The sequence below is a fragment of the Streptomyces sp. CB02261 genome, from assembly GCF_001905665.1.
In the GTDB taxonomy this organism is placed as follows: domain Bacteria; phylum Actinomycetota; class Actinomycetes; order Streptomycetales; family Streptomycetaceae; genus Streptomyces.
Genome location: NZ_LIVX01000001.1, coordinates 171444 through 196747, shown reverse-complemented (window position 1 = coordinate 196747; position 25304 = coordinate 171444). Strand labels below are relative to the sequence as shown.

Here is a 25304-nt window from a genome sequence, read left to right as displayed (position 1 = left end):
GTACGCCCCGCGAAAAGGTGGGCCCTGTTGTCCACAGGGCCCACCTATAAGTAAGACAAGCGCACCGCTGCGCTACTCCGCGCGCTCACAGACGAAGACGGCCGTCCCCGGGATCAGGTTCCCCCGCAGCGGGGACCAGCCGCCCCACTCCTGACTGTTCCACGCCGGCCACTCCGGCTCGACCAGGTCCACCAGGCGGAAACCGCCGGCCACCACGTCCCGCACCCGGTCACCGAGGGTCCGGTGGTGCTCCACGTACACGGCCCGCCCCTGTTCGTCCTGCTCCACATAAGGGGTGCGGTCGAAATAGGAGGCCGCGACCGACAGGCCCTCGGGGCCCGGCTCGTCCGGGAACGCCCAGCGGATCGGATGCGTCACCGAGAAGACCCACCGGCCGCCCGGCCGCAGCACCCGCCGCACCTCCCGGAACACCCGCACCGGGTCGGCGACGAACGGCACCGCGCCGTACGCCGAGCACGCCAGGTCGAAGGAGCCGTCCCGGAAGGGCAGCGCCCCGGCGTCGGCCTCCACCAGCGGCACCTCCCCGCCGATCCGCAGCGCGTGCTGGAGCTGCCGGTGCGAGAGGTCCAGGGCCACCGGCCGCGCCCCCTGCGCCGCCAGCCACCGCGAGCACTGGGCCGCGCCCGCGCCGATCTCCAGGACGTCGAGGCCCTTGAGCGAGGAGGCGGGTCCGAGGAGCCCGGCCTCGGCCTCGTCGAGCCCCTCGGGACCCCACACGAACCGGTCGTCGCCGAGGAAGGAGCCGTGGTCGCTCTGGTACTCGTCGGCGTTCCTGTCCCACCAGCCGCGGCTGGCCCGGCTGCTCTCCGCGTCCCCGGCGTCACGCCGGGTCGCCTCCGCCCCGTCCTCGCCCGAGTCCTGGGGGACTTCGTGTTCGTACTCTTGGTTCATCTCGCCCGCCGATGTAGTTTGCGCTCAGTGCCGCCCCGCGGGGGACCCCGCCGTCGCGGCGCGTAAAGACGTGAGTGGTGCCGGAGTTGAGCGGATCTGCCCCGGGTGCGCGCTTCGCGCATTGACCCTGTCCGGCCGCCCCCGTATGCTAAAGGTTGCGCTGCGGGCCTGCGCGCCTCAGACGGAGCAGGCCGCGCTCGTACCTGTTGTATGTCCCCTCGGTTTTCGAGGCTCCTGCCGTTCGCGGAAGGTGCCTCATTGGCTGTCCGGCTTCTTGGTGCGATACGGGCTCTCGGCGTAGCAGTACCTACGACTTTCTGTCCGTAACCGGAGCCCTTTCCCACATGACGAGCAGCACCGAGACCACCGCCACCAGCACCACCCCGCAGGTTGCGGTCAACGACATCGGTAACGAGGAAGCCTTCCTCGCCGCGATCGACGAGACGATCAAGTACTTCAACGACGGCGACATCGTCGACGGCGTCATCGTGAAGGTCGACCGGGACGAGGTCCTGCTCGACATCGGTTACAAGACCGAAGGTGTCATCCCGAGCCGCGAGCTCTCGATCAAGCACGACGTCGACCCGAACGAGGTCGTCAAGGTCGGCGACGAGATCGAAGCCCTTGTTCTCCAGAAGGAGGACAAGGAAGGCCGCCTGATCCTCTCGAAGAAGCGTGCCCAGTACGAGCGCGCCTGGGGCACCATCGAGAAGATCAAGGAAGAGGACGGCATCGTCACCGGTACCGTCATCGAGGTCGTCAAGGGTGGTCTCATCCTCGACATCGGCCTCCGTGGCTTCCTGCCGGCCTCCCTCGTCGAGATGCGTCGCGTCCGCGACCTCCAGCCCTACGTGGGCAAGGAGCTCGAGGCGAAGATCATCGAGCTGGACAAGAACCGCAACAACGTGGTCCTGTCCCGCCGCGCCTGGCTCGAGCAGACCCAGTCCGAGGTTCGCCAGACCTTCCTCACGACCCTCCAGAAGGGTCAGGTCCGCTCCGGCGTCGTGTCCTCGATCGTCAACTTCGGTGCCTTCGTGGACCTGGGTGGCGTCGACGGCCTCGTGCACGTCTCCGAGCTGTCCTGGAAGCACATCGACCACCCCTCCGAGGTTGTCGAGGTCGGCCAGGAGGTCACCGTCGAGGTCCTCGACGTGGACATGGACCGCGAGCGCGTCTCCCTGTCGCTGAAGGCGACCCAGGAGGACCCGTGGCAGCAGTTCGCCCGGACCCACCAGATCGGTCAGGTCGTCCCGGGTAAGGTCACCAAGCTGGTTCCGTTCGGTGCGTTCGTCCGCGTGGACGAGGGCATCGAGGGTCTGGTCCACATCTCCGAGCTGGCCGAGCGCCACGTGGAGATCCCGGAGCAGGTCGTCCAGGTCAACGACGAGATCTTCGTCAAGGTCATCGACATCGACCTCGAGCGTCGTCGCATCAGCCTCTCGCTGAAGCAGGCCAACGAGTCCTTCGGTGCCGACCCGGCCTCGGTCGAGTTCGACCCGACCCTGTACGGCATGGCCGCGTCCTACGACGACCAGGGCAACTACATCTACCCCGAGGGCTTCGACCCCGAGACCAACGACTGGCTCGAGGGCTTCGAGACCCAGCGCGAGGCCTGGGAGACCCAGTACGCCGAGGCGCAGTCCCGCTTCGAGCAGCACCAGGCTCAGGTCATCAAGTCCCGCGAGGCCGACGAGGCCGCCGCTGCCGAGGGTGCTGCCGCCCCGGCCGCCGGTGGCAACGCCGGTGCGGGCATCTCGGGTGGTTCGTACTCCTCGGAGTCGGACGACAACTCCGGCGCCCTGGCGTCGGACGAGGCGCTCGCCGCCCTGCGCGAGAAGCTGGCCGGCGGCCAGAGCTGAACAGGCTCTCCGCTGAGCGCTAGCCGCTAGCGAACCGAGGCCCGTTCCCCTTCGGGGGAGCGGGCCTCTGTCGTTCCCCGACGGTTCTCCCCGGCCGCCCCGTTTCCCCACCGGAAGATCACGTGACACGGGAATGGCGGTGCCGCGCGAGACGTTCCCAGAGAGAACACGAGGAGGAGCGGTAATCGTGCTTGAGCCCCAGGATTTGTACGAATGGGACCCGAAGGGCCTGGCCGTCGTCGACCTGGCCCTGGCGCAGGAGTCGGCCGGGCTGGTCATGCTGTACCACTTCGACGGATACATCGACGCGGGCGAGACCGGTGAGCAGATCATCGAGCGCCTGCTGGACACCCTGCCCCATCAGCTGGTGGCCCGCTTCGACCACGACCGGCTCGTGGACTACCGGGCCCGTCGACCGCTGCTGACGTTCCGGCGCGACCGCTGGACCGCCTACGAGACCCCGTCCATCGAGGTCCGTCTCGTCCAGGACGCCACCGGTGCGCCCTTCCTCGTCCTCTCCGGCCCCGAGCCGGACGTGGAGTGGGAGCGGTTCGCCGCAGCCGTCCGGCAGATCATCGAGCGCCTCGGCGTCCGCCTCTCCGTCAACTTCCACGGCATCCCCATGGGCGTCCCGCACACCCGCCCCGTCGGACTCACCCCGCACGGCAGCCGCACCGACCTCATGCCCGGCCACCGCAGCCCGTTCGACGAGGCCCAGGTCCCCGGCAGCGCCGAGGCGCTCGTCGAGTACCGGCTCACCGAGTCCGGGCACGACACCCTCGGTGTCGCCGCGCACGTGCCGCACTACGTCGCCCGCTCCCCGTACCCGGACGCGGCCCTGACCGCGCTGGAAGCCATCACGGCCGCCACCGGACTCGTCCTGCCGGCCGTCGCCCACTCCCTGCGGACGGAGGCCCGCCGCACCCAGACCGAGATCGACCGCCAGATCGGCGAGGGCGACGAGGAGCTGGTCGCGCTCGTGCAGGGCCTTGAGCACCAGTACGACGCGGTGGCCGGAGCCGAGACCCGTGGCAGCCTGGTCGCCGAGGCGGTCGACCTGCCGTCGGCGGACGAGCTGGGCCGCGAGTTCGAGCGCTTCCTCGCCGAGCGGGAGGGTGACTCCTAGCCCTCGCCGGGCAGGCCCTAAGCTGCCGCTCATGCTGAAGGTGGGCCTGACCGGCGGGATCGGCGCCGGCAAGAGCGAAGTGTCACGGCTGCTCGTCTCGTACGGAGCCGTGCTGATCGACGCGGACCGCATCGCCCGCGAGGTCGTCGAGCCCGGTACGCCGGGGCTCGCGGCCGTCGTCGAGGCCTTCGGGGACGACGTCCTCACCGCGGAGGGGACGCTCGACCGGCCGAAGCTCGGATCCATCGTGTTCGCCGACGCCGACCGCCTGGCCACCCTCAACGCCATCGTCCACCCCCTGGTCGGGGCCCGGTCGGCGGAGCTGGAGAGCCACGCCGGGGCGGGAGACGTGGTCGTCCACGACGTACCCCTGCTCACCGAGAACGGGCTCGCGCCGCTGTACGACCTGGTCGTGGTGGTGGACGCGTCCCCGGAGACCCAGCGCGACCGGCTGGTACGGCTCCGTGGCATGGCCGAGTCCGAGGCCGCGGCCCGGATGGCGGCGCAGGCCACGCGCGCGCAGCGGCTGGCGGTCGCGGACCTCGTGATCGACAACGACGGCCCGCTCGACGCCCTCGCACCGCAGGTGCGGAAGGTCTGGGACGAGCTGGAGCGCAGAGCCGCGGGCGCCGCGTAGGGCACTGTGCCGTGCGGCCGACGGAATGCCTCCGCCGGGTCCGGTGTTCAACCACCGCAGCGAGGGGAAGGATGCCATGGTGGCCGACAGAAACCCGGAAACGCACGTCATCGACTTCCGCGCCGCCGAGCACCTGCTGGCCGCGCGGGACCCCCGGGGCGCCGTGAAACTGCTGGACTCGGTGATCGCCGCCCATCCCGAGAACACGGCGGCCCGCCTGCTGCGTGCCCGTGCGTTCTTCGCCGCCGCGCAGCTGCGTCCCGCACAGCTGGAGTTCGAGCTCGTCCTGGAGCGGGAGCCGGACAACGCCTTCGCGCACTTCGCGCTGGCCCGCACCTTCGAGCGATCGGGCCAGACGGCCCAGGCCACCCGGCACTTCCGCCTCGCCGCCGCTCTCGACCCGAAGCCGGAGTACCTCCAGGCAGCGGGGTTCGACTCGGAGAAGTGAGGCGGGGCGCCGCCGCCCCCGCACCGGCCGCAACCGCATGCCACCGCACCCGCCGGCCGTCGCCGCCGCGCGCTCAGCGTCCGGTGCCGCCGTGGTCGGGTTCGTACGGGGGGATGTTCCGGCCGGGCTGCCAGTGCGGGCCCTGGCGGAGGTGGCGCACCACCACTCCCAGGTCGAACGCGACCACCAGGAAGAGGACGCCGCAGGCCGCGGCCCAGCCGGGGCGGCCCACCAGCGTGAACGCGGTCGTACCGAAGGCGGCCCAGAGCAGGCCCCACACGCTCAGCCAGAACCGCATCCGCAGGGCGCTGCGGGCGGTCGCCGGTTCGTTCCCGGTACGCATGACGGTCACCCTCCCCGTCGAAGCCCCTCCAGGCACTTCCAGGATGGACCCTCGGGCGGGGGAAGGGAACCGGCCCTGCCCGGGGCGGCACCCGGCGGGACACCACCCGGTCGCGCGACTAGTGGACGACGGTGTAGCTGCGCCACGGCAGGCTGCCCGGCGCGATCTTGTCTCCGCTGTTGCTGGGCAGGTAGATGGAGTCCTGGCCCTTACAGTCGCGCGTCCGGTACAGCACGATGTCGTTCAGGGTGTTGTTCTCGATCTTGGTCACCCCGGTGGGGGCGAGGCGGTGGCAGCCCTTCACCGAGGGGCTGGTGACCAGCACCGCCACGTCACGTTCCGTCTCGTACAGGAGCGTGCCCACCGCGGTGCGGCCCAGGCCCGAGCAACCGGCGAGGGCGAGAGTGAGCAGCACGGACCCGGTGGCGGTCGTGAGACGCCGGCGTACGGACATGGCGGATCCTCTTCTGTGGTGGAGGCGTTCCAGGCCACCTTCCCGCCCCCCGGGCCGGGTGTCATCCGGTGCTGGGCCGCCCGGGGGAGCGGGCCCGGCGGCCGTTGTCAGACCCCACCCGTAAGGTCGGACATCAGTCGACATCCGTCACCCGGTGGAAGGAGCGCGGAGCCGTGACACATGCCTGGATCACCAGCGCCGCCGTCTTCCTGCCCGCCGGCCTGCCCCGGGAGGGCAGGGTCGCCTTCTGGGCCCCCGACGGCGGGGTGCTGCCGGACCCGGAGGACAGCCGGGCGGAGCGCGTCGAGCTGACCGTCGCCAGGCGCCACGGCAGCGGCGTCCGTGGCCGTGCGGTGCCTGCCCTGAGCCTTCCCGTCGACGCCGCCCTGCCCCATCTCGTCGCGGCCCGCCACCACCCGGCCGCGCACCCCGCCGCCGCCGGCTGGGGCGCCGCCGCCCTGCACGCCCTGCATCTGGCGGCCCGCGGCCGGATGCTGCCGGGCCTGACCGCCGACGACCTGGACGCCTGGCGGGCGGGGCCCCTGGACGCCGACGACATCGCCCATCTGCGGGCCGTCGCCGCGGCCCTGCCCTACGAGGCGCACGCCGTGCCCGTGCCCGGGCAGGGCCCGCTGCGGCTGCCCGATCCCGAGGCCCTCGTGCGGGCCTTCCTCGACGCGGTCGCCGACGTGCTGCCCCGCACTCCGGCCGCCGCGCACGCGGTCGGGGCGCCGTTCGCCTCCCGTGCGCCCCAGCACCTGCCCCGCGCGCGGGCCTGGGCCGCCGAGGCGGCGGCCGGCATGGACGCGGGCGTGCGGGTCTCGCTCCGCCTCGACCTCTCGCCGTACGACCTCTTCGACACGGCCGCCGACAGCGAGCCGGCCTTCGACGGGTCCGTCGGCGGCGATCCCTCCGAGGACGCGACCGCCGGCAGCGACCGGGCCTCCGAGAGGGCCCCAGGCACCGCTGTAGGCCTCGGTCCATCCGGGGACGCCGGGAAGAGGCGCGCCGGTGAGCGCCACGCGGCCGCCGCGCTCCTCCAGATCCACAGCCTCGCCGACCCGACCCTCGTCATCGACGCCACCGCGCTGTGGGCGGGGGAGGGGGAGCACTTCGGGCCCCGGGCCCGGATCGACGCCGTCCTCGCGCTGCGCCGGGCCGCCCGCGTCTGGTCCCCCCTCGGCCGGCTCCTGGAGCGGGACGTGCCCGACGTCCTCGCCGTGACCGAGGACGAGCTGTACGAGCTGCTCGGACCCGCCGCCGCCCGGCTCGCCGACGCCGGAGTCGCCGTCCACTGGCCGCGTGAGCTCGCCCGCTCGCTCAGCGCCTCCGCCGTGGTCCGGGCCGCCCACTCCGCGCCCGGCTCCGCGACCGACGGCACGGCCTTCTTCGACAGCGAGGAACTCCTCCGGTTCAACTGGCAGCTGGCCCTCGACGGCGACCCGCTCACCGAGCGGGAGATGGACCAGCTCGCCGAGGCGCACCGGCCCATCGTGCGCCTCCGTGACCAGTGGGTCGTCGTCGACGCCGATCTCGTCCGCAAGGCGCGCAAGCGGGAACTGGGTTTGCTCGAACCGGTGGACGCGCTCGCCGTCGCACTCACCGGCACCGCCGAGGTGGACGGCGAGACCGTGCCCGCCGTCCCCGTCGGGGCGCTCGCCGCGCTCCGCGACCGGCTGCTCGCCGGCCCGGAGGAGGTGCAGGCCCCACCCGGCCTCACGGCCACCCTCCGCGACTACCAGCTGCGCGGCCTCGCCTGGCTCGACCTGATGACCTCGCTCGGTCTCGGCGGCTGCCTCGCCGACGACATGGGACTCGGCAAGACCGTCACCCTCATCGCCCTGCATCTGCGCCGTGCCCGCCGCGCCCCGACCCTCGTCGTCTGCCCGGCGTCCCTGCTGGGCAACTGGCAGCGGGAGGTGGGGAAGTTCGCCCCCGACGTGCCCGTGCGCCGCTTCCACGGCGCCGACCGCGACCTCGACGGAGCCGAGGGAGGGTTCGTCCTCACCACCTACGGCACCCTGCGCACCAGCGCCGCCCAACTGGCGGAGCGGGAGTGGGGGATGGTCGTCGCCGACGAGGCCCAGCACGTCAAGAACCCGTTCTCCGCGACCGCGAGGGCGCTGCGCGAGATCCCCGCCCCCGCCCGGGTCGCCCTCACCGGCACCCCCGTGGAGAACAACCTCTCCGAGCTCTGGGCGCTCCTCGACTGGACCACGCCCGGTCTCCTCGGCCCGCTCAAGGCCTTCCGCTCCCGGCACGCCCGCGCGGTGGAGAACCACGAGGAGATCGAGCACGAGGAGGCGGTCGAGCGGCTCGCCCGGCTCGTGCGGCCCTTCCTGCTGCGCCGCCGCAAGTCCGACCCCGGCATCGTCCCCGAGCTGCCGCCCAAGACGGAGTCCGACCACCCCGTCGCCCTCACCCGGGAACAGGCCTCGCTCTACGAGGCGGTCGTCCGCGAGACCATGGCGCGGATCGAGGAGGCCGAGGGCATGGCCCGCCGGGGCCTCGTCATGAAGCTGCTGACCTCCCTCAAGCAGATCTGCAACCACCCCGCGCAGTACCTGAAGGAACAGGCACCGTCCGGCAGGGGCACCGCACGGCTCGCCGGCCGCTCGGGGAAGCTCGCCCTGCTCGACGAGCTCCTCGACACGATCCTCGCGGAGGACGGGGCGGTGCTCGTCTTCACCCAGTACGTGTCGATGGCGCGGCTCCTCGCCGACCATCTGGCCGCGCGCGGCATCCAGGCCCAACTCCTGCACGGCGGCACCCCGGTGGCCGAGCGGGAGCGGATGGTCGACCGCTTCCAGGCCGGTGAGGTCCCCGTCTTCCTGCTCTCCCTCAAGGCCGCGGGCACCGGCCTCAACCTCACTCGGGCCGGCCATGTCGTCCACTACGACCGCTGGTGGAACCCGGCCGTCGAGGAGCAGGCCACCGACCGGGCCTACCGCATCGGGCAGACCCAGCCGGTGCAGGTCCACCGGCTCGTCGCCGAGGGCACGGTCGAGGACCGGATCGCCGAGATGCTCCGCGCCAAGCGGGCCCTCGCCGACGCCGTCCTCGGCTCCGGCGAGGCGGCCCTCACCGAACTGACCGACCGGGAGCTCGCCGACCTGGTGTCCCTGAGGAGGCCCGCGTGAACACCATCAGGGGCGCGCGCGGAGCCGCCCCCCGCCACGACGACCGCCGCCGCAGCTTCCCGCAGGTCGCGCCCCGCGAGGCCCCCGACGGACGGTTCGCCGCCACCTGGTGGGGCAACGCGTGGGTCGAGGCCCTGGAGGACACCGCCCTCGACCCGGCCCGCCTCGCCCGCGGCAAGGCCTACGCGGGACGCGGCCATGTCGACGCGATCACCGTCACCCCCGGCCGGGTCGTCGCCTACGTCCACGGCAGCCGCGCCCGGCCGTACCGCGCCGAGATCCGGATGCGGACGCTCGGCGACGACGGCTGGGAGCGGTTCCTCGACGAGGCCACCGCCCGGCCCGACCACATCGCCGCCCTCCTCGACAAGGACGTGCCGCACGCCCTGGGCACGATCACCGGACTGCTGCCCGTGCCGGGCGATCTCGTCCCCGACTGCACGTGCCCGGACGACGGTTACCCCTGCAAGCACGCCGCCGCCCTCTGCTACCAGGCGGCGCGGCTGCTCGACGAGGACCCGTTCGTCCTCTTCCTGATGCGCGGCCGCGGGGAGCAGGAGCTCCTCGCCGAACTGACCCGGCGCAACGCGGCCCGGTCCGCCGCCGAGACCATCGCGGCCGCGCCCCCGATGCCCACGGTCCCCGCCCGTGCCGTGCTCGACGCGACGGACCGGCCCGCGCCGCCGCTGCCCCCGCCCCTGCCCCTTCCGGAGCGGCCGGGGCGCCCGCCCGTCTTCCCGCCCGACCCCGACGCGCCCGACCCGCTCGCCCTCGATCTCCTCGCCACCGAAGCCGCCGCCCGCGCCCATGTGTTCCTCAGCACCGGGCGCGACCCCGTCGCCGCGCTCACCCCCTGGCAGGACGCCGTGCGGCTCGCCGCCGCGCACCCCGGCTCCGGGCTCACCGCCTCGACCCGCGCCCTCTACCGCGACCTGGCCTACGCCCTCGACCGCACCCCCACGGACCTCGCCCGCGCCGTCGCGGCCTGGCGCCAGGGCGGAGCCGCGGGCCTCGTGGTACTCGAAGAGCCCTGGGATCCGCCGGCGGGTCCTTTCGACCGTGCCCGGCCCGCGCTGATCGCCGCCGACTTCCCCGCCTTCAGACCCTGGCGCAACCGGCTGTCCACCGAGTCCCTCCAGCTCCGCCTCGGCCGCGACGGCCTCTGGTACGGCTACGAGTCGGACGCCGGCCGCGAGGACTGGTGGCCGCGCGGCGCCCCCGATCCGGACCCGGTCGGAGCCCTCACCGACCTGCTGGGGCGCTGACCCACACTCGAACAGAGCCCACTCGATGGAGTGAATCCGGTCAACGGCCGGATCCGGCACGTGCGTTTGTCGCGTTGATTCCGGTACGGGCACTTGCCCGTGTACACCTCCGGAAGGCAGGAAGCCATGAGGCAGATTCGCCGAAGTGGTCTGGCCACACTGTTGGTCACGGGTGGGGCGCTCGCGCTCTCGGCGGGCGCCGCGCACGCCGACTCCGGCGCACAGGGCGCCGCGGTCGGTTCGCCGGGCGTCGGCTCCGGCAACACGGTTCAGTTGCCGGTGCACGTGCCGGTCAACGTCTGCGGGAACACGGTCAACGTCGTCGGCCTGCTCAACCCGGCCTTCGGCAACGGCTGCGCCAACCGCTCCGCCGCGCCCGAGCCCAGGGGCTACGGCTCGGAGGACGGCGGCGGCCGGTCCCACAAGGACCTGCCCGGCACCCCGCGCGGCGGCGAGCACGGCGGCGGCTCCCACGGCTCCCACGGGGGCGGTGCGCAGGGCGGATCCTCCACCGGCGGCGGATCCACGGCCGAGGGCCACGCCGAGGGCTCCCCGGGCGTCCTCTCCGGGAACGGGCTCCAGCTCCCGATCGACCTCCCCGTGAACGTCAGCGGGAACTCGGTCAACGTCGTCGGCCTGCTCAACCCGGTCTTCGGCAACACCTCGGTCAACGGCCCCTCGAAGCCGGCCCAGCCGATCGAGAAGCCGACGCCGCGCCCGCAGACCCCCGTCCGGAACGTGCCGGTCCCGCAGACCGAGACCGAGACCGAGCCCGAGGCGGAGAAGCCCGCTCCGGCCCCCGCGCCGCAGGGTGAGACGCGCCCGGTCGCGCTGGCCGAGACGGGTGCCGACACCACCGGCTACGCCGCCGGGGCGAGCGCCGCGCTGCTCCTCGGCGGAGCCCTGCTCTACCGTCGCGCCCGCCGCGCCGGGGACCAGGCCTGAGGACACCCACCCTCGCGGTCCGGCCGAGGCGCGCTGACACCCGAGCGGTCAGCCGTGTCCCCGGCCGAAGGCGTCCTCGCCGCCGCGACGCCAGGCCCGGAGCACCGCCTCGATGGCGGGAGCGACCCTCGTCCGGGCCTGGTGCCGAGGAACTCCCCGCATGAGCAGGGTGTCGTACGGCGTGTCGACATGCCGTACGGAGGCGCGCACCGCGGCCGTGACGGCGCCCCGGTCGAGCGAGCGGCCCGCTGCCGTGCGGCCCACCCGTCCGCTGCCCTTCGCGGAGGCGTGGACGGCGATCTCCGTGGCCCGGTCCGCCGGGCAGGAGGGGAAGAGCCGCAGGATCTCCGTCCGGAGGACCTCGGTGATCTCCGCGTCGAGCGCCGCGCGCCGGGCCGCGTCCCTGGCCCGGCGTCTGGCCCGTGCCTCCGCGTCGGCCAGGCAGGCCAGCTCGGCCTCGGCCAGCGCCGCCTCCTCCACGAGGAGGCCCTGGCGCTCGTACCGCGTACGGCGCCGGTTGTGCCGTACCACCACCGCCCACAGCGCACTGCCCTCGCGGGCGCGGCGGGTGAGCGCCGTGTCGCCCCGGCGCAGGAAGACCAGATGGCCGAGGTCGGCGCAGTCCAGGCAGACCGGCGCGTTGTACTCGACGATCATCCGTTCCAGCGGCCCCCGCAGGCATTCCGAGCAGCGGCGGCGCCTGAGCGGTTCGACGACGACGGGCGCGACGAGGTCCATGTCGGCCGTCCCGCTCAGCGGACGCCGGGCGCGGCGGCCGAGATGAAGAGGGCCAGCGCCTCTTTCGCCTGCTCGGACCGGTGGGCCCGCTCCGTCTCTCCCACCGCCTCGTGCATGCAGTGGGTCTCCTTGAAGGCGGCCTCGGCGAGTCGGCGGATGTGGGGGTCGTCGCACACCAACTGGACGCGGAAGAGCGCCTGTCGCGCGGCGGTCCGCTGCCGGTAGGAGGCGTGACGGGATTCCTCCGCCTCCTCGGAGCCGGGCTGCTGGGCGGCCCGGAACCAGCGGTCGTTCTGGCTGTGCCGGTAGTCGACGACCGCGCTCGCGTAGGCGCTGTAGGTCGCGATCCGCTCCTGGCGGAGCTGCTCGGTGCGGGCGAGCGAGGCCGTGCGCTCGGTGGCCCGCGCCTGGAACCAGTGGGTGGCGACGACACCCAACAGGGTCCCCGCCACCGCTATCAGCGCCACATCCATGACCGGCCGCCCCTCCCGCCTGTCCGGGCCGCCTTCGCGGCCGGTTCCCTCGTCGGGTCCGAAGATCTTTCAGACCCTCAGATCATGACAGCCGAGGGGGTGGGACGTCACTGCCGGTAGCCGCTCAGGAAGCGGCCGATGCGGCTGATCGCGGCGTCGAGGTCGTCGGCGTACGGCAGGGTCAGGATGCGGAAGTGGTCCGGGCGCGGCCAGTTGAAGCCGGTCCCCTGGACGACCTGGATCTTCTCCCGCAGGAGCAGGTCGAGGACGAACTTCTCGTCGTCGTGGATCTTGTGCACGGCGGGGTCGAGACGCGGGAAGGCGTACAGCGCTCCCTTCGGCTTCACACAGGAGACGCCGGGGATCTCGTTGAGCTTCTCCCAGGCCCGGTCGCGCTGTTCGCGGAGCCTGCCGCCCGGGGCGGTCAGCTCGTGGATGGACTGGCGGCCGCCGAGCGCGGCCTGGATGGCGTACTGGGCGGGGGCGTTGGGGCAGAGCCGCATGGAGGCCAGCATGGTGAGGCCCTCCAGATAGTTCCTGGCGTGCTGCTTCGGGCCGGTGACGACCAGCCAGCCGGAGCGGAAGCCGGCCACCCGGTACGTCTTGGAGAGGCCGCCGAAGGTGAGGACGACCAGGTCGGGGGCGAGGGAGGCGGCCGGGTAGTGGACCGCTTCGTCGTAGACGATCTGGTCGTAGATCTCGTCGGCGAAGACCATCAGGTGGTGTCGGCGGGCGAGATCGAGGATGCCCTCGACGATCTCCTTCGGATAGACCGCGCCGGTGGGGTTGTTGGGGTTGATGATGACCACGGCCCGGGTCCGGTCGGTGATCTTCGACGCCATGTCGTCGAGGTCCGGGTACCAGTCGGCCGACTCGTCGCACAGGTAGTGCACGGCCTTGCCGCCGGCGAGGGTGGTGACCGCCGTCCACAGCGGGAAGTCGGGGGCGGGGATCAGGACCTCGTCGCCGTCCTCCAGGAGGGCCTGCACGGCCATGGAGACGAGCTCCGAGACGCCGTTGCCGAGGAAGACGTCGTCGACGTCGACGTCCGCGAGCCCCATGCCCTGGTAGCGCTGGGCCACGGCGCGGCGGGCCGAGAGGATGCCGCGGGAATCGGTGTACCCGTGGGCCTTCGGCAGCATCCGGATCATGTCCTGGACGATCTCCTCGGGCGCCTCGAAGCCGAAGAGCGCCGGGTTGCCGGTGTTGAGGCGCAGCACGCTGTGGCCCGCCTCCTCCAGCGCGTCGGCGTGCTCGATCACCGGCCCCCGGATCTCGTAGCAGACCTCGCTCAGCTTGCTCGACTGCCGGAACTCCATGTCCGACCTCCCCAGGTCCCCGGAATCAGTGTTGCTTGGTTTTACCAAGTTCGAGCTTGGAAAGTCCAACAACATGTCTAGACTGCGTCGCATGCCACGTCAGCCACGCCGCCGCAGCTACGACCAGCACTGCGCCGCCGCGCGCGCCCTCGACCTCGTCGGCGACCGCTGGACCCTGCTGGTCGTCCGCGAACTCCTCGCCGGGCCGCGCCGCTACACCGACCTCCACGCCGACCTGCCGGGCGTCAGCACGGACATGCTCGCCGGCCGCCTCAAGGACATGGAGGGCGCCGAGCTCGTCACCCGGCGCCGACTGCCCCCGCCCGCGTCGGCGTCCGTGTACGAACTCACCCCGCGCGGCCGCGACCTGCTGCCGGTCTTGCGCGCCCTCGCCGCCTGGGGGGCGCCGGAGCTCGGCGATCCCCGGCCCACCGACGCCGTCCGCGCGCACTGGTACGCGATCCCGCTGCTCGGCGCGCTCGCCGGACTGGGCGCGGGCGTCGTCCAGGTGAGCCTGGACGAGGGCGAGTTCCACGTACGGGTCGGGGACGACGGGAGCGTCGCGTACGGGGACGGGGTGTACGGGGCCGGGACCGCGACGGTGCCGGACACCCGGCTCCGGACCGACGCGGCGACCTGCCGGGCCCTCGCGGGCGGGGAACTGACGCTGGCCGAGGCGATCGAGGCGGGCCGCGCCACCTGCGTACGGACCGAGCCGGCTGCCGCGGTCCGCTGATCCCGCCGCCCTGCCCGCGCGGGGTTCAGACGCCGCCGGTCGCCGCGGCCAGGCTGCGCGCGAGCCGGTCCCGGGCCGCGGTCTGCGCCGCGATCCGCGCGTCGAGCACGGCGAGGCGCTCGCGGGCGATCTCGAGGCCGAGGGCGGACGGCGGGGTGGACGGCATGTCCCCGTCGAGGCAGGAACGGAACGCGGACACGTCGTCGAGCGTGAGCCCCGCGTCCAGGAGGTACCGGATGTTCGACACGCGGCCGACCGCGTTCTCCGCGTACACCCGGTACCCGTTCGCCGCGCGGTCCGAGGTGATCAGCCCCGCCGCCTCGTAGTGGCGCAGCGCCCGGGGCGACACCCCCGTCCGCCGGGCCAGTTCACCGATGCGCAAGGGCCCCACCTCCTCACGCAGTGGTATCACGCGACCAGCGCGCCCCCGTCGACGGGCAGCACGGTGCCGGTCAGGAAGGAGGCGTCCGGCGCGGCGAGCGCGGTGATCGCCCAGGCGACCTCCTCGGGCCTGCCGATCCGGCCCAGCGGCGTGTGCGCGAGCTGCCACGCCCGCACCGCCTCCAGCTGCTCGGGGGAGAGGCCCATGTGGTCCCCGATCGGGGTCTCGATCGCGCCGGGGGCGACCGCCACCACCCGGACGCCCGCGGGCGCGAGCTCCACCGCCCAGCAGCGGGTCAGGGTCTCCAGGGCGCTCTTGGTCGCCGGATAGAAGGAGTTGGCCGGCCAGCCGCGCTGCCCGATGGTCGTCGTCACGTTCACGACGACACCCCGGGCCTCCCGGAGCGCGGGGACGGCGGCCTGGGTGAGCAGGACCGGGGCGACGAGGTTGGTCTCCAGGAGCGGGGCGATCACCGAGCGGTCGAGGGTGCCCAGCGGACCGCCGGCGGAGATACCCGCGTTGTTGACCAGCACGTCGAGGCGGCCGTGGCCGGTGAGGGCGGCGCGGACGATCTCCTCGGCCGCGCCCCGCGCGGTGATGTCGGCGACGTACGGGCGGATGCCGGGGTGCCCCTCGGCGGTCTCCCGCAGCGGCCCTTCCCTGCGGCCGACGGCGACGACCGTCGCCCCCTGCGCGGCGAAGGCCCGAGCGGTGGCGCGGCCGATGCCGGTGCCCGCGCCGGTGACGACGACGACCCTGGTGGGTGTGGTGGTGTCCATGCGCCCGATGGTCGGACCGTGACGCCAGTGACAAGGTCAAGCCGTGACGACCACCCGGGCGCGGACACGCGGGAGCACGTGGTCCGACGGACCGGGGCCTGCAGGTTCGGGCCCCGCGACGGCGGACCCGCGGGTCTGCGGGCAGGATGAGGGGGATGAGCGGGACGCGATACGAGGCGATCACCTGGGAACGGCTGGCGGAGGCGCTCGCCGGACACCTCGACACGGCCACCCCCGGCGACGGTGGCGACTGGCTCAAGGTCGGCCTCGACGGGCCGCCCGCCGCGCCCGGCGCCGAACTCGCCGCGCTGCTCGCCGAGGCGCTGCGGGCGCGCGGCCGCGCCGTCCATGTCGTCGGCACCGCCGGCTTCCTGCGGCCCGCGTCCCTCCGGTTCGAGTACGGGAAGCAGGACCCCGACGCGTACTTCGACGGCTGGACCGACATCAAGGCCCTGTGGCGGGAGGTCTTCGCTCCGCTGGAGCCCGGCGGCTCCGGGCGCGTCCTGCCCGACCTGTGGGACCCGGTGCGGGACCGCGCGACCCGGAGCCCGTACGCCACGCTGCCGCCCGGCGGGATCCTCGTGGTCCACGGGCCCTTCCTGCTCGGCCACTGGTTCCCCTTCGACCTCGCCGTGCACCTGCGCCTCTCGGCCGCCGCCCTCGCCCGGCGCACCGAGGACGCCTGGACCCTGCCCGCCTTCGCCCGGTACGAGTCGGAGGTCGACCCCGGCACGGCCGCCGACGCCGTCGTACGCGCCGACGACCCCCGCCACCCGGCCTGGACGGGCCTCGGGCGGTGACGCGCGGGGCGGTACGACGTCGGGCGGTGACGCGCGGGGCGGCGCACGACCTCGGGCGGTGAGGCACGGCTTCGAGCGGAGTGCCTCCGGCGGTGTCCGCTCGGGCGGTGCGTCAGGGGCCGGGTGTCAGACGACCGGCGGCCGGTCCGGTGGGCGCCCGCCCACCTCCGTGACCGCCTCCGCGCCCGCGCGGCAACCCGCCTCGGCGGCCTTCGCCGGGTCCGCGCCCGCGAGCCGCGCGGCCAGGAACGCCCCGGTGAACGCGTCGCCCGCGCCCGTCGAGTCCACCGGCCGCACCGGGGGCGCCGCCACCCGTGTGGTGACCGCCCCGTCCTCGGCGACCAGCGCGCCCGCCGCCCCGAGGGTGACCACGACCAGCGGGAACAGCCGGCTCAACGCGGCGGCCGCCGCCTCCGGTTCGCCGAGCCCGGTGAGCGTCCGGGCCTCGTCGGCGTTGGGCAGCAGGATCTCTGCGCCGTCCACCGACGCCAGGAACCGGTCCACCCCCAGCTCCGCGAGGAACCCCGCCGACGCCGGGTCCACGCTCACCGGCACGCCCGCGTCCCGTGCGTCCCGCAGCGCGCGCACGGCCGTCTCGCGGCTCGGCGCGGCGAAGAACAGATAACCCGACAGATGGAGCCGGCTCACGCCGTCGAGCAGGGCGGCGGACCAGTCCTCGGGGGAGAGGCGCAGGGCTGCCCCGCTGTCGGTGAGGAAGGTGCGCTCCGCCGAGGCGTCCACCAGCGCGATCACGGTGGCCGTCGCCGCGTGCGGGTCCGGCACGAGCAGGGGGCGTACGCCCGCGCGGAGCAGCGCCCGCTCGTGCCAGGCCGCCGCGTCCGTGCCCACGCGGCCGAGGAGCCGCACCTCCCCGCGCCCCGAACGGGCCGCCCAGCAGGCCGCGTTGGCCCCGGCGCCGCCGGGGAGGGTCCGGATCGTCGCCGCCGTGTCCGTGGCGGGGGCGAGCGGGGTCCGGTGCCGGGCGACGACGTCCGTGACGACGTCCCCGACGACCAGCAGGGCGCCCGGCGTCGGGCTCACCGGCCGACCGAGCCGGGCGCGGCCCCGGTGGCGGGCGCGGACGTCGAACCGGGCGCGGCCGAGCCGGGCGCCGCCGTCGGACCGGGCTTACTCGAACCGGGCGCCGTCCCCGCACCCGCCTCCGTCCCGGGCGCCGGCCCCGGGCCGTACGCCGCCGCGATGCCCGCCGCGAGCCGTACATTGCCCCGTACCGCCGCCAGATTGGCCTCCAGGGACGCCCCTTCCGTGTGCACGGTCAGATACTCCAGCAGGAACGGCGTCACACCCTGCCCCGTGATCCCCTTCTCCCTCGCCGCCGCCAGGCCGCCCGCGAGCACCCGGTCGTGGAGCGCGGGATCCAACTGCTCGGCCACCGGTACGGGGTTGGCGACCACGAGCGCCGCCCGGGGCTCGCCGAGCCGGTCCTGCGCCCGTATCACCTCGGCCACCTCCTCCGGGGTCCGGAGCGTCCAGTCGACCGGCTCGCCCGAGGAGGAGAGGTAGAAGCCGGGGAAGTGCTCCGTGCCGTACCCGACGACCGTCACCCCCAGGGTCTCCAGGCGCTGGAGCGTCGCGGGCACGTCGAGGATCGACTTGACCCCGGCGCACACGATGGTGATCCCGACCCGGGCGAGCAGCCGCAGGTCGGCGGACTCGTCCTGGGTGTCGGTCCACTCACGGTGCACGCCGCCGAGGCCGCCGGTCGCGAAGACCCGTATGCCGGCGGCGTCCGCGAGCCGGGCCGTCGCCGAGACCGTCGTCGCCCCGGTGGCGCCCGTCGCCAGGGCCGGGGCCAGGTCGCGGTGGCCGAGCTTGCGTACGGCCGGGTCCTCGGCGATCCGGGTCAGAGCCGCCCGGTCCAGGCCGACCCTGGCCGTGCCGTCGACCACGGCGATGGTGGCCGGGACGGCGCCCCCGGCCCGTACCAGCTCTTCCAGTTCCAGAGCGACGGCGAGGTTGCGGGGGCGCGGCAGACCGTGGGCGATGATCGTCGATTCCAGCGCGACGACGGGACGCCCCTCGTGCAGCGCTTCTCGTACCTCTTCGGACACCTGTGTGGACATGTCCCATTCCTGGCGCGGCCACGTGCCCCGCAAACCTCGGCGGCGATCACCCGCCACCCGGGAACCCGGCGCCTTCGGAATCCGTCACGGCGGGCCCGGCAGCGCCTCCCGAGCCGGTCGCCCCACCCGCCGGACGCTGCGCGGAAGGGGGGTACGGATTTCGTCGTCCTCGCGCAGATCGGGCATCGTGCCTGGTGAGAGGGGAAGCGGAAGGGTCTCGTCCAGCAGGTCCCGGCCTCGGGCCGGCCCCGGACCCCCGCTACAGTCACCGCCCATGACGACACATGACCAGCCCTCCTTCGCCGTGCACATCCCCGACGAGGAACTCGAAGCGGAACCGCTCGACCCCGGCCAGATCGTCTCCGGCACGCCCGAGGTGACGGGCAAGGTGCTGTGGGAGTCGGCCGACGGCAAGCAGCTGCGCGGCATCTGGCAGATCACCCCCGGCGTCGTGACCGACACCGAGGCCAACGAGCTCTTCGTGGTGGTCTCCGGCCGGGCGACCGTGGCCGTCGAGGGCGGGGACACCCTGGAGATCGGACCCGGCGACGCCTGTGTGCTGCGCGAGGGCGACCGCACCACCTGGACCGTGCACGAGACCCTGCGCAAGGCGTACCACATCAGCCTCTGAGGCCCGCCGAGCCCTCGGGGGAGGGTCTCCGGCGTCCTGGATCCCGCCCTGTCGAGAGTCTGGTAGGAAACCTTCCTATCGGATAGCCTCCACGGCGGCGGCTTGGCGCGGCGCCCTCCCCGGAGGGCGTGACGCGCTCAGCGAGAGCTCTGACCCGGCCGCCGAGCACCGCCCCGCCGCGTGGCGCCCGGATCGCCACCCGGTCGGTCGCCCGTCTCCGCACCCGCGGCGCGGGCGCCGTCCGTGCCGCGCGGCCGGTCCGTGGTGCGCCGCACCGGTGTCCAGCTCTCGCCACCCCACAGGCCAGGGAGCCAGGTATGCGCCTGAACGCCTCCGCCCCACCCCGTCGCTCCACCGACCGACTTCCCCTCGTCCTCACCGCCGTCCTGCTGCTCGTCGGCGGCCTCCTCCTCGCCCTCCCGGACCGGGCGGGCGCCGCCGCCGACGTCCTGATCTCCCAGGGCCGGCCGGCCACGTCCTCCTCCGTGGAGGACGGCACGTTCGGCCCCGAGAAGGCCTTCGACGGCGTCTCCACCACCCGCTGGGCCAGCGCCGAAGGCGTCGACCCGCAGTGGATCCGGGTCGACCTCGGCCCGTCCGCCACCGTCTCCCGCGTCAAACTCGTCTGGGAGGCCGCCTACGCCAAGGCCTACCGCGTCGAGATCTCCGCCGACGGCACCACCTGGACCCGCCTCGCCACCGAGACCGCGGGCAACGGCGGCACCGACGACTGGACCGGGCTCACCGGAACCGGCCGCCACCTGCGCGTCTACGGGACGGCGCGCGGCACCTCGTACGGCTACTCGCTCTTCACGGTGGAGGTCTACGGCACCACCGGCACCACGCCCCCGCCCACCGGTGCCTTCACCGTCGTCGCGGCCGGCGACATCGCCGCCCAGTGCACGGCCTCCAGCAGCTCCTGCGCCCACCCCAAGACCGCGGCCCTCGCCCAGCGGATCGCGCCGTCCTTCTACCTGACGATGGGCGACAACCAGTACGACGACGCACGGCTGTCCGACTTCCGCACCTACTACGACAAGACCTGGGGCGCCTTCAAGGCGAAGACCCGGCCCGTCCCCGGCAACCACGAGTCCTACGACCCGGCCGGCGCGTTCGCCGGCTACAAGTCGTACTTCGGCGCGATCGCCTACCCCCAGGGCAAGCCCTACTACAGCTACGACCAGGGCAACTGGCACTTCATCGCCCTCGACTCCAACTCCTTCGACGACGCCGCGCAGATCCAGTGGCTCAAGGACGACCTCGCCCGGAACACCAGGGGCTGCGTCGCCGCCTACTTCCACCACCCCCTGTACTCCTCCGGCGGCCACGGCAACGACCCCGTCTCCAAGCCCGTCTGGCAGATCCTCCACGCCGCCAAGGCCGACCTCGTGCTCAACGGCCACGACCACCACTACGAGCGGTTCGCCCCGCAGAACGCCAACGGACAGGCCGCGGCCGACGGCATCGTCGAGATCGTCGGCGGTATGGGCGGCGCCGAGCCCTACGACATCGAGACCGTCCAGCCCCACAGCCAGAAGCGGATCAGCGGCTCGTACGGCGTCCTGAAGCTCGACCTCACCGACACCACCTACACCTGGCAGTACGTCGGCGTCGACAACCAGGTCAAGGACTCCGCCCCGACCTACACCTGTCACTGATGTACCTCGCGACCACCGGTCGCCGCGACGCGCCGCCCACCCCCTCGGGGGTCCGGCGGCGCGTCCCGGGCACCGTCCTCGCCCTGGGCGCGGTCAGCCTGGTCACCGACGTCTCCTCGGAGATGGTGACCGCGGTCCTGCCGCTCTACCTGGTCCTCGGACTGGGCCTCTCCCCCCTGCAGTTCGGGCTGCTCGACGGCCTCTCCACCGGCGCCACCGCACTCGTACGGCTCCTCGGCGGCGCCGCCGCCGACCGCGGCGGCCGCCACAAGCAGGTCGGTGGGCTCGGCTACGCCCTCTCCGCCTGCTCCCGCCTCGGTCTCCTCCTCGCGGGCGGCGCGACCGGCTGGATCGCCACCTCCCTCGCCGCCGACCGGCTCGGCAAGGGCGTCCGGACCGCTCCCCGCGACGCCCTCATCACCCTGCACAGCCCGCCCGAGGACCTGGGCCGCGCCTTCGGCACCCACCGCGCCATGGACACCACCGGCGCCCTCCTCGGACCCCTGGCCGCCTTCGCCCTGCTGTGGGCGACGACCGACGCGTACGACGCCGTCTTCGCCGTCAGCTTCTGCGTCGGGACGTTCGGCGTCCTGCTGTGGCTGCTGCTCGTCCCCGGGCGACGGGAGGCGCCGGAGGGCACGACGAGACCGACGGCCCCGGCGCCACGCGCGCGTGGCGGCCTCCTCACCGGGCCGCGCTCACCCGCCTACCGGCGGATCGTGCTCTGCGCCGCGCTTCTCGGCGCCGCCACCGTCGGCGACTCCTTCCTGTACCTGCTGCTCCAGCGGCGGCTCGCGTTCGACGCCGGCTGGTTCCCGCTGCTCCCGCTCGGCGCCGCCGTCGTCTATCTGCTGCTCGCCGTCCCCGCCGGACGCCTCGCCGACCGGGTGGGACGGCGACGACCGCTCCTGTACGGGCACGGGTCCCTGCTCCTCGCCTACGGCCTGCTCCTGACCCCGCTGCCCGACACCGCCGTCCTCCTGGGCGTCCTCGCGCTGCTCGGAGTCTTCTACGCAGCCACCGACGGCGTCCTGATGGCCCTGGCCGGCCCCTTCCTGACCGAGGGGCGGCGGGCCGGCGGCCTCGCGCTCGTCCAGACCGCGCAGGCGCTCGCCCGGCTGGGGGCCGCCGTCGCGTTCGGCGCCGTCTGGACCGCGAGCGGTCCCGAGACCGCCCTCGTCGCCGCCCTCCTCGCCCTCACAGCGGCCCTCTGCTGCGCCGCGCGTCTCCTCCCCACCGCCCCCGCCGAACAGGGCCCCGCCCCCGCCGAGCAGGGCCCCGCCCCCGCCGAGCAGGGCCGCACGCCCGCCGAGCCCGTCGAGAGGACCGACTGACCCATGCCTGCCCCGACCGGCGCCCGCCCGACCGTCCGCACGCGCGTGTGGATCCTCGTCCTCGCCCTCCTGCTGCTCGGCGGCGGGGCCACCGCCTACACCCTGCGGGCGGCCTCGGGACGGGAGGCCGCGGCCACCGGGACCGCCGACCCCGGCTTCACCCTCGACGCCCCCGCCGCCGCGCTCTACGTCCGCGACACCGCCAGCGGCCGCGTCGCGCGCGTGGACCCGGCCGCGCCCGGCGGCCGGGTCGTGGGCGGGCCCTCCTGCGACCGCTTCCACGCGGCCGGCGGGACCGCCCTGTGCCTCCAGCGCCGACCGGGCGTACCGGCCCGCTCGTACGCCCTCGTCCTCGACCGGCGCCTGCGCGAGGTGCGCCGCATCGGCCTGCCGGGCATTCCCAGCCGGGCCCGCGTCTCGGCCTCGGGGAACGTGCTCTCCTGGACGATGTTCGCGACCGGTGACTCCTACGCGCGCTCGTCCTTCTCGACCCGCACCTCGATCCTCGACCTGCGCACCGGCTACCTCGTGAAGAACATGGAGCAGATCCCCCTCACCCTCGGCGGCCGCCGCCACCACGCCCCCGACGTCAACTACTGGGGCGTCAGCTTCGCCGCGGACGACAACCGCTTCTACGCCACCGTCTCGACGGCCGGCCGCACCCATCTCGTCGAGGGCGACCTCGGGAACTGGTCGGCCAGGACCCTGCGGGAGAACGTCGAGTGCCCGTCGCTCTCCCCGGACGGCACCCGGATCGCGTTCAAGAAGCGCGTCTCCGACGGCCCCCGCGAACCGTGGCGGCTGTACGTGTACGACCTGGGCAGCGGGCGCGAACACCCGACCGCCGAGCGGCGCGGCATCGACGACCAGGCGCTGTGGACGGACGGCGGGAACCTCGCCTACGGATACGGGGGAGAGGTCTGGACGGTGCCCGCCGACGGCACCGGGGCCCCGCGCCGGCTCGCCCGGGCGGCCTCCTCCCCGGCGGTGCCGCAGCGACCGGGGCCGTGACGGATCGGCCCGTCGACCCGCACCGACCGGGGGCGTGACGGCCCGGGCCGTCAGGCCTTCCGCGACGAGCCGCGGATCGCCAGCGCCGCCATCGGCAGCAGCAGACACGCGGCGATGGCGTTCAGCGGCCCGTACCCCGCCTTCGCGACGATCAGGCCCGCCGCCAGGCCCCCCAGGCCGGCGGAGGTGTTCATGATGAAGTCCGAGAGCCCCTGGACCGCCGCCCGCGCGGCCTGCGGCACCGAGTCCGTGAGCAGCGCCGAGCCCGACACCAGACCGGCCGACCACCCCAGGCCGAGGACGAAGAGCCCGAGGGCGGTCCGGCCGTGGTCGGCTCCCGCCGTGCCCGCGATCAGCGCCGCCACGGCGATCAGCCCGACCGCGAGCCCGATCACCGACAGCCTCCCCAGCCGGTCGGACAGCCAGCCCATCAGGGGCGAGAAGGCGTACATGCCGGCGATGTGCCCGCTGATCACCAGACCCACCAGCCGGATGTCCGCCCCGTGGTGGGTGAGGGCCACGGGGGTCATCGACATGATCGACACCATCGCGGTGTGCGAGGCGGCGACGGTGACCAGGGCGAGGCGGGCCCGCGGGGACTCCCGGACGATCCGCATCCCGGCCCGGAGCGAACGCCCCTCCGCCTCGGCGCCCGCCCCGGGGTCGGTCAGCGCGCGGGCGGTGAGGAGCGGATCGGGGCGCAGCAGCAGCGCCACCACGGCCGCCGCGATCACGAAGACGCCGGCGGCCCAGACGAAGGGCCCGGCGGTGGCCGGTATGCCGAGCCCCGAGACGCTCTCCCCGGCCGGGGCGGCGATGTTCGGGCCCAGCACCGCCCCGATCGTGGTCGCCCACACCACCGTGGAGATGGCCCGTGCCCTGTGGTCCGGCGCGGCCAGGTCGGCGGCCGCGAACCGGGCCGCCAGGTTCGCCGAGGACCCGGCGCCGAAGCCGACGAGCCCGACGAGGAGCAGCGGGAAGCTGCCGACGACGGCCCCGAGCACCGTCACCCCGGCCCCGAGGGCCCCGATGAGGTACGCGAGGACGAGCCCGGCCCTGCGGCCCCGCGCGGCCATCAGGGCGGCCAGCGGCATCGCGAGAAGCGCGGGACCGGCCACCGTCGCCGTCGCCGCCAGTCCGGAGAGGGCCTCGGAGCCGCTGACGTCCTTGGCGAGGACGGCGGACAGCGCGACGCCGGTGGCGATACCGAGACCCCCGAGGATCTGGGTGGCGATGAGCACGGCCTGGATCCGGCGGCGGAGCGCGGGCAGTCCCGCTCCGGTCGCGGCGAGGCGCCCGGGCAGGGCGGCGTCAGGGGCGTCGGGGGTGTTGGTCACTGACATGAGTGTGCCAGCCACCCCACCCGGGGGAAACGCCGCCGGGGCGCCCGGCTCCGCCCGGGCCGGCGCCCGTCCGGCGTGCCTCTCGCGCGTGCCGGCGCCGCTCAGAACAGCGGCGCCGGCAGTACCCCCTCCAGGGCCAGCAGCTGGCGCTTCGTCTCCAGGCCGCCCCCGAAGCCGCCGAGACCGCCGTCGCTCTCCACCACGCGGTGGCACGGCACCACCACCGGCAGCGGATTCGAGCCCATCGCCGCCCCGACCGCCTGTGCGGCGCCCGGCTGCCCCACGCGCCGCGCCAGCTCCCCGTACCCGACGACCGTGCCGTACGGGACGGTCGTCGCCAGCTCGCGCAGCACCTGCCGGTTGAACCCGGCCGTGAGGCTCCAGTCCAGGGGCAGTCCCACATCGCCGGGCTCGCCGGCGAAGTACCGGTCGAGCCGGCGTATCGCGCCCGCGAGCAGCCCCGAGGACCGCTCCACGGGCTCCGCGCCGAGCTGCCCCGACAGCCGCGCGAGCATCTGCTCCCGGCGCGCTGTGTCGGCGTGGAACTCCACCCGCACCAGCCCCCGGCCGGTCGCGGCGACGAAGAGCGGACCGATGGCGCTCTCCATGACCGTCCACTCCACCGGGACGGCCCGCCCGCCGCCCGTCGGCCCCGCTTCGATCTCCATGCCGCCCACCGTACGACCCGGCACCGACAGTCCGGAGGGGAACGAGCCCACGGCCCGGAAGAGAACCGTTTCCGCCGTCGGCGCACCCACGGGGCCCGAGACCGCGGCGGAGGTCACGGGCCGGTATCGCTCCGGTCTCACGACCGGTAATTCCCCGGTCACGTGGTCGCGAGGCCCGCGGCGCGCCATAATCTCGCCCGGTAGCACTACCCAGCGGTA

General features: G+C 74.2%; 25 protein-coding genes. 13 read left to right on the top strand and 12 right to left on the bottom strand.

Features of this window, described 5'->3' with window-relative positions; genetic code table 11:
- Nucleotides 1-72: 72 nt before the first annotated feature.
- Complete coding sequence (locus AMK29_RS00905) at nt 73-912, bottom strand: class I SAM-dependent methyltransferase (RefSeq protein ID WP_073806663.1); 840 nt, start codon at nt 910-912, stop codon at nt 73-75.
- Between the two features lie 344 nt (nt 913-1256).
- Between AMK29_RS00905 and rpsA the strand changes: the two genes are divergently transcribed.
- From rpsA to AMK29_RS00885, 4 genes are all read left to right on the top strand, one after another.
- Nucleotides 1257-2771 (top strand): 30S ribosomal protein S1, encoded by a 1515-nt coding sequence (rpsA, locus tag AMK29_RS00900; protein WP_073806662.1) that lies wholly within the window; start codon nt 1257-1259, stop codon nt 2769-2771.
- 187 nt (nt 2772-2958) lie between these two features.
- Complete coding sequence (locus AMK29_RS00895) at nt 2959-3897, top strand: PAC2 family protein (protein ID WP_073806661.1); 939 nt, start codon at nt 2959-2961, stop codon at nt 3895-3897.
- 31 nt (nt 3898-3928) lie between these two features.
- Nucleotides 3929-4534 (top strand): dephospho-CoA kinase, encoded by a 606-nt coding sequence (gene coaE, locus AMK29_RS00890; RefSeq protein WP_073806660.1) that lies wholly within the window; start codon nt 3929-3931, stop codon nt 4532-4534.
- 79 nt (nt 4535-4613) lie between these two features.
- Nucleotides 4614-4982: a tetratricopeptide repeat protein gene (locus AMK29_RS00885; RefSeq protein WP_073808125.1), complete on the top strand. Its 369-nt coding sequence runs from the start codon at nt 4614-4616 to the stop codon at nt 4980-4982.
- 73 nt (nt 4983-5055) lie between these two features.
- Here AMK29_RS00885 and AMK29_RS00880 read toward each other — a convergent pair whose 3' ends face one another.
- Nucleotides 5056-5325 (bottom strand): DUF6343 family protein, encoded by a 270-nt coding sequence (locus AMK29_RS00880; protein ID WP_073806659.1) that lies wholly within the window; start codon nt 5323-5325, stop codon nt 5056-5058.
- Between the two features lie 118 nt (nt 5326-5443).
- Complete coding sequence (locus tag AMK29_RS00875) at nt 5444-5779, bottom strand: hypothetical protein (RefSeq protein ID WP_073806658.1); 336 nt, start codon at nt 5777-5779, stop codon at nt 5444-5446.
- A 173-nt stretch (nt 5780-5952) separates the two neighbouring features.
- Between AMK29_RS00875 and AMK29_RS00870 the strand changes: the two genes are divergently transcribed.
- The 3 genes from AMK29_RS00870 to AMK29_RS00860 all read left to right on the top strand — a co-directional run bounded on the left by AMK29_RS00870 (nt 5953) and on the right by AMK29_RS00860 (nt 11129).
- Nucleotides 5953-8919: a DEAD/DEAH box helicase gene (locus AMK29_RS00870; protein WP_073806657.1), complete on the top strand. Its 2967-nt coding sequence runs from the start codon at nt 5953-5955 to the stop codon at nt 8917-8919.
- Nucleotides 8916-10184, top strand: coding sequence for an SWIM zinc finger family protein (locus AMK29_RS00865; RefSeq protein ID WP_073806656.1), 1269 nt, complete (start codon nt 8916-8918; stop codon nt 10182-10184). Before AMK29_RS00870 ends, AMK29_RS00865 begins: the two co-directional genes overlap by 4 nt.
- A 126-nt stretch (nt 10185-10310) precedes the next feature.
- Entirely contained in the window at nt 10311-11129 is an 819-nt protein-coding gene (locus AMK29_RS00860) for a chaplin (RefSeq protein ID WP_073806655.1), read from the top strand.
- Between the two features lie 48 nt (nt 11130-11177).
- On the opposite strand, the gene AMK29_RS00855 is transcribed toward AMK29_RS00860, so the two are convergent.
- From AMK29_RS00855 to AMK29_RS00845, 3 genes are all read right to left on the bottom strand, one after another.
- Nucleotides 11178-11867 carry a DUF2293 domain-containing protein gene (locus AMK29_RS00855; RefSeq protein ID WP_073806654.1) on the bottom strand — a complete coding sequence of 230 codons (690 nt, stop codon included), beginning with the start codon at nt 11865-11867 and terminating at the stop codon, nt 11178-11180.
- A 14-nt stretch (nt 11868-11881) separates the two neighbouring features.
- A complete protein-coding gene (locus AMK29_RS00850; protein WP_073806653.1) occupies nt 11882-12340 on the bottom strand; it encodes a hypothetical protein in 459 nt (152 codons plus the stop codon).
- Nucleotides 12341-12447: 107 nt separating this feature from the next.
- Nucleotides 12448-13659, bottom strand: a complete 1212-nt coding sequence (locus tag AMK29_RS00845) for a pyridoxal phosphate-dependent aminotransferase (protein WP_073806652.1) — start codon at nt 13657-13659, stop codon at nt 12448-12450.
- A gap of 91 nt (nt 13660-13750) precedes the next feature.
- Between AMK29_RS00845 and AMK29_RS00840 the strand changes: the two genes are divergently transcribed.
- Nucleotides 13751-14395: a winged helix-turn-helix transcriptional regulator gene (locus AMK29_RS00840; RefSeq protein ID WP_073806651.1), complete on the top strand. Its 645-nt coding sequence runs from the start codon at nt 13751-13753 to the stop codon at nt 14393-14395.
- Between the two features lie 25 nt (nt 14396-14420).
- Here AMK29_RS00840 and AMK29_RS00835 read toward each other — a convergent pair whose 3' ends face one another.
- Entirely contained in the window at nt 14421-14777 is a 357-nt protein-coding gene (locus AMK29_RS00835) for a MerR family transcriptional regulator (protein ID WP_198942160.1), read from the bottom strand.
- 26 nt (nt 14778-14803) lie between these two features.
- Nucleotides 14804-15556 (bottom strand): SDR family NAD(P)-dependent oxidoreductase, encoded by a 753-nt coding sequence (locus AMK29_RS00830; RefSeq protein ID WP_073806649.1) that lies wholly within the window; start codon nt 15554-15556, stop codon nt 14804-14806.
- Between the two features lie 155 nt (nt 15557-15711).
- Here AMK29_RS00830 and AMK29_RS00825 point away from each other — a divergent pair, with 155 nt between their 5' ends.
- Nucleotides 15712-16356, top strand: a complete 645-nt coding sequence (locus tag AMK29_RS00825) for a uridine kinase (RefSeq protein WP_073806648.1) — start codon at nt 15712-15714, stop codon at nt 16354-16356.
- A 126-nt stretch (nt 16357-16482) separates the two neighbouring features.
- On the opposite strand, the gene AMK29_RS00820 is transcribed toward AMK29_RS00825, so the two are convergent.
- Nucleotides 16483-17397: a carbohydrate kinase family protein gene (locus AMK29_RS00820; RefSeq protein ID WP_073806647.1), complete on the bottom strand. Its 915-nt coding sequence runs from the start codon at nt 17395-17397 to the stop codon at nt 16483-16485.
- Complete coding sequence (locus tag AMK29_RS00815; RefSeq protein WP_079196707.1) at nt 17394-18440, bottom strand: pseudouridine-5'-phosphate glycosidase; 1047 nt, start codon at nt 18438-18440, stop codon at nt 17394-17396. The genes AMK29_RS00820 and AMK29_RS00815 overlap by 4 nt, the downstream gene beginning before the upstream one ends.
- A 274-nt stretch (nt 18441-18714) precedes the next feature.
- On the opposite strand from AMK29_RS00815, the gene AMK29_RS00810 reads away from it, so the two are divergent.
- The 4 genes from AMK29_RS00810 (at nt 18715) to AMK29_RS00795 (ending at nt 23074) form a co-directional block, all read left to right on the top strand.
- On the top strand, nt 18715-19071 hold the full coding sequence (locus AMK29_RS00810; RefSeq protein ID WP_073806646.1) for a cupin domain-containing protein: 357 nt from the start codon (nt 18715-18717) through the stop codon (nt 19069-19071).
- A gap of 317 nt (nt 19072-19388) precedes the next feature.
- Nucleotides 19389-20729 carry a discoidin domain-containing protein gene (locus AMK29_RS00805; protein ID WP_073806645.1) on the top strand — a complete coding sequence of 447 codons (1341 nt, stop codon included), beginning with the start codon at nt 19389-19391 and terminating at the stop codon, nt 20727-20729.
- Nucleotides 20729-22063 carry an MFS transporter gene (locus tag AMK29_RS00800; RefSeq protein WP_073806644.1) on the top strand — a complete coding sequence of 445 codons (1335 nt, stop codon included), beginning with the start codon at nt 20729-20731 and terminating at the stop codon, nt 22061-22063. The genes AMK29_RS00805 and AMK29_RS00800 overlap by 1 nt, the downstream gene beginning before the upstream one ends.
- A 3-nt stretch (nt 22064-22066) precedes the next feature.
- A complete protein-coding gene (locus AMK29_RS00795; RefSeq protein ID WP_073806643.1) occupies nt 22067-23074 on the top strand; it encodes a TolB family protein in 1008 nt (335 codons plus the stop codon).
- A gap of 50 nt (nt 23075-23124) precedes the next feature.
- Here the strand turns inward: AMK29_RS00795 and AMK29_RS00790 are convergent, their stop codons facing one another.
- Both AMK29_RS00790 and AMK29_RS00785 read right to left on the bottom strand, forming a co-directional pair.
- Complete coding sequence (locus AMK29_RS00790) at nt 23125-24417, bottom strand: MFS transporter (RefSeq protein ID WP_079196706.1); 1293 nt, start codon at nt 24415-24417, stop codon at nt 23125-23127.
- A 101-nt stretch (nt 24418-24518) separates the two neighbouring features.
- Nucleotides 24519-25085 carry a methylated-DNA--[protein]-cysteine S-methyltransferase gene (locus tag AMK29_RS00785; protein WP_073808119.1) on the bottom strand — a complete coding sequence of 189 codons (567 nt, stop codon included), beginning with the start codon at nt 25083-25085 and terminating at the stop codon, nt 24519-24521.
- Nucleotides 25086-25304 lie beyond the last annotated feature (219 nt).